General features: G+C 46.3%; 5 protein-coding genes. 4 read left to right on the top strand and 1 reads right to left on the bottom strand.

Annotated features, from left to right (window positions below):
- Together GRP75_RS22380 and GRP75_RS22375 are read left to right on the top strand one after the other, a co-directional pair.
- Positions 1–319, top strand: a 319-nt coding sequence (locus GRP75_RS22380; protein ID WP_160790396.1) for an iron chelate uptake ABC transporter family permease subunit, incomplete at its 5' end; no start/stop codon positions are given.
- Between the two features lie 129 nt (positions 320–448).
- Positions 449–1396, top strand: a complete 948-nt coding sequence (locus GRP75_RS22375; RefSeq protein WP_069080218.1) for an ABC transporter substrate-binding protein — start codon at positions 449–451, stop codon at positions 1394–1396.
- A 161-nt stretch (positions 1397–1557) separates the two neighbouring features.
- Here the strand turns inward: GRP75_RS22375 and GRP75_RS22370 are convergent, their stop codons facing one another.
- On the bottom strand, positions 1558–1989 hold the full coding sequence (locus GRP75_RS22370) for a hypothetical protein (RefSeq protein WP_013308831.1): 432 nt from the start codon (positions 1987–1989) through the stop codon (positions 1558–1560).
- Positions 1990–2186: 197 nt separating this feature from the next.
- Here GRP75_RS22370 and GRP75_RS22365 point away from each other — a divergent pair, with 197 nt between their 5' ends.
- The gene (locus tag GRP75_RS22365) at positions 2187–2486 is read left to right on the top strand and encodes a hypothetical protein (protein ID WP_069080217.1); all 300 of its coding nucleotides are present in this window, start codon (positions 2187–2189) and stop codon (positions 2484–2486) included.
- A 271-nt stretch (positions 2487–2757) separates the two neighbouring features.
- Positions 2758–3290, top strand: a 533-nt coding sequence (locus GRP75_RS22360) for an alpha/beta hydrolase (RefSeq protein WP_160790395.1), incomplete at its 3' end; no start/stop codon positions are given.

Genomic DNA, 3290 nt, shown 5'->3' with positions numbered 1-3290 from the left:
CGCAGCTGGAATCGGCACAAATGTGAAGCGCCAGCGTCTATTACTGCTGGGCGCAGCCGTGGCTCTATCCAGTGCCAGCGTATCCATGGCTGGAGGCATCGGTTTTATTGGGCTGATTGCGCCTCATCTGGCTCGCCGTCTGGTTGGGCCGATGTACCAGCATTTGCTGCCAGTAGCCTGTTTGGTCGGGGTCGTTATTCTGGTCACCGCAGACACGATTGGGCGTTCGGTGTTTCAGCCGAATGCGATTCCCGCAGGTGTGGTGGTTGCTGTGGTAGGAGCTCCGTACTTTTTATTCCTGTTGTCCCGAACAAAATGACAGAAGGAATAGGTACATGTGAAATCATATGATGCAAATGATGCAACCCGCTGAAATTAATAACTAAGCAGAAGCCTTCTATATTGATCATTATAATGTAGAGTTTCTGTAGCATAGGAGAGAGTAATCATGAGAAAGCACAAATTTGAGGGTTCAGATTTTAAACGTTCATGGGTAGTCACAACTCTTGTTGTATGCATGATCATGCTGTCCGCTTGTGGACAAGCAGCCGACAAACAGGCTACAGATACGAAAGCGGCTGGCAGTGCGCAGACAACCATTAGTGCGGATTCACGTATTGCTTCGATGTCTATTCATTTGACGAACAACCTGCTGGCATTGGGCATTACTCCGGCTGGTTCGGTCATTGGTGGAGATGTGAAGGATTTTCTGCCCCATGTAAAAGATCGTCTTCAAAGTACCCGTAAGCTAGGTGTTGTCACAGACCCGGATATGGAAGCGGTATTGGAACTTCAACCTGATCATATTTTTTTGGACAAAAAATATTCGGGAACCGATGTGGCCAAGTTTGAAAAAATTGCGCCGACCGAAGTTTTTGATCTGGATGAAGGCACATGGAAGGATCAATTGAAAAAAATAGCCGTTATGGTCAAACATGAAGCACAGGCAGACGCATTTCTAAAAGATTATGATACACAGAAGGAACGAGTCAAAAAGCTGATTCATTCAAAAATTGGGGACGGAACGGTTATGGCTGTACGTGTGACGGCGAAAGAGGTTCGTGTTATGGGGATGAAGCGTCCCGTAGGACCGCTGTTGTATCAGGACTTGGGCTTGAAGCCAGCCAAAGGTGTAGAAAAGATCAACAAGGCTTATCAAGTTGTTTCCCAAGAGGTTTTACCGGATTATGATGCCGATGCGATCCTTGTTATCATCAGTAAAGGCGCGGATGCCCAAAAGGTATACAAACAGCTGGAAGGAAATACAGTATGGCAAGGTCTCAAAGCGGTGAAGCAAGGGCATGTCTACATGTTGGACGGACAGCCTTGGCTGGACTATTCCGCGATGGGACATAAAATTGCTCTGGATAATGCAGAACAACTATTTTCCAAATAAGTTTTAAAGTATATCAAGCCGTATTCCCCCATGCAGCTTCTTGCAGGCCAGGAATACGGCTTTTTAGCGCACACCCAAGCTGTAAGTCGGTTGCCTGATTGAAATGAAAAGGAGCTGCTATGATCCAAAATGAGGCAGCTCCATATAATGAGAATTGCGGGCTATGAACGTTTTTTACGCAGAAAAATCGGTTTGAGTCCAATAAAACCGATGGCGGCGAGAATTAAATTTACCCAAGGGGAGATCCTGAATACCGGCAGTACACTGCGCAGCGCCAGTCCGGCGACAAGAATCACGACAACTAACACAACATACATCAAGATGGATTTGAGATTCATCTGGGGCTTTACAGGGGCATGGTCTGGCTGTTGTGTCTCCTCGCCTTCTTCGGGACGGTCCATAAAATTCATCAGGGCTTCAACGAGTAGAATGGCTCCTGCGGCGATGATGATAAGGGTGGATAGGCTGATTTTTTCAAAGGGTTTGATATCCCCACCTGTAAAGGTGACAAACCATCCGATAATTGCCTGTGTCAAAAAAAACATAGACAAGGCAATCCATGCAATAAGCGTATAATTTTTTGCTTTATTCATTTCTTCCTCCTGCTTTATGAGCGTATCCCGAGCTGATGGAACCGCCATTTCGTAACAAAGACAGTATACGTGAGGAAGCGTCGGATGGCAAAAGACTTTATCTATAAAATGTATATTACCGCTGCATTCTCCTCAAACTGGATACAGGGTGAGCACATAGAGCAACCTGAATATAAACGTTAAGAGGGTGTGGCATCATGAAACTGGAGAACCAGGCAGATTATTCAGTCCAAAAACGATTGGCAAACGCTTCGAACGGGAATAGCGGGGTGGCCTCGTCTACAAATGTGAGTCACCGGAGTGTTCAAGGAACTTCTCCAACTTACCGTATACTGGACGATATTGAAGTGGCTGAGGATACAGAATTTGCGGGTGAACTAGGTGCACAGAACTACCGCAGCCTGTGGCATGAGGATGAACATAACGGCGCCTCTTGTAAGCTGGAGTGGGAGGGACGAACGGAGACCCACCAAATGTTTAGGAACAGCTACGAATAACGAATGTCTACTTTAATGTAGTGGATTCACTCTAATAAGTGTAGTATAGCGTTCTCCGGAATCGCATCGGGGAGCGCTATTTGTTTACTTTTTTAACGATGTGAACTGACAGGTTGACAAGGAAGCAGGGCGATGATAGACTGACTTTACTATAAAACTTATTAAACTTATCGGAATTAAAGAGAATGAATATCCTGGATGGATATTCCACGTTACTATATGAGCTTGAATTCATAAATGTGTAGTGAAGCTTGAAACAGGGGGAATCAGGATGGAACGGCAAATTGGAATTCGCTTTGAACATGAAGAGCTGGCCGCAACAATTCATTATCCAAACCGTACAAATGAGGGAGAGCGTCAGAGACGAGTTCCCCTCGTTGTTATATGTCACGGTTTTGTGGGCAATCGTATCGGAGTAGATCGATTATTCGTCAAGACTGCGCGTGAACTGGCCGAAGGGGGATACTTTGTCCTGCGCTTTGATTTTGCCGGTTGTGGGGAAAGCACAGGTGAATACGGCAAGCAGGGGCTCGAATCCATGATTAATCAGACACGTACCGTGTTGGATTACGCCGTCAATTGTGCGGACATTGACCCAACCAAGGTGACGCTGATCGGTCACAGTCTGGGGGGCGCGGTTGCCCTTCTCACAGCCGTACGGGATAAGAGAGTACAAAATCTGGTTCTTTGGTCAGCAGTGGGCTATCCATTCAACGACATCGTCAAAATTACGGAGCGAAGCGTGTACGATGAGTCTGTTAAAACCGGTCATGCCGACTATTTGGGCTATAAGTTTACGCCTGC

The sequence above is a fragment of the Paenibacillus sp. OT2-17 genome, from assembly GCF_009827695.1.
Classification (GTDB): domain Bacteria; phylum Bacillota; class Bacilli; order Paenibacillales; family Paenibacillaceae; genus Paenibacillus; species Paenibacillus polymyxa_B.
The sequence above is the reverse complement of the archived record's forward strand: the minus strand, read 5'-3'. Positions and strand labels throughout refer to the sequence as shown.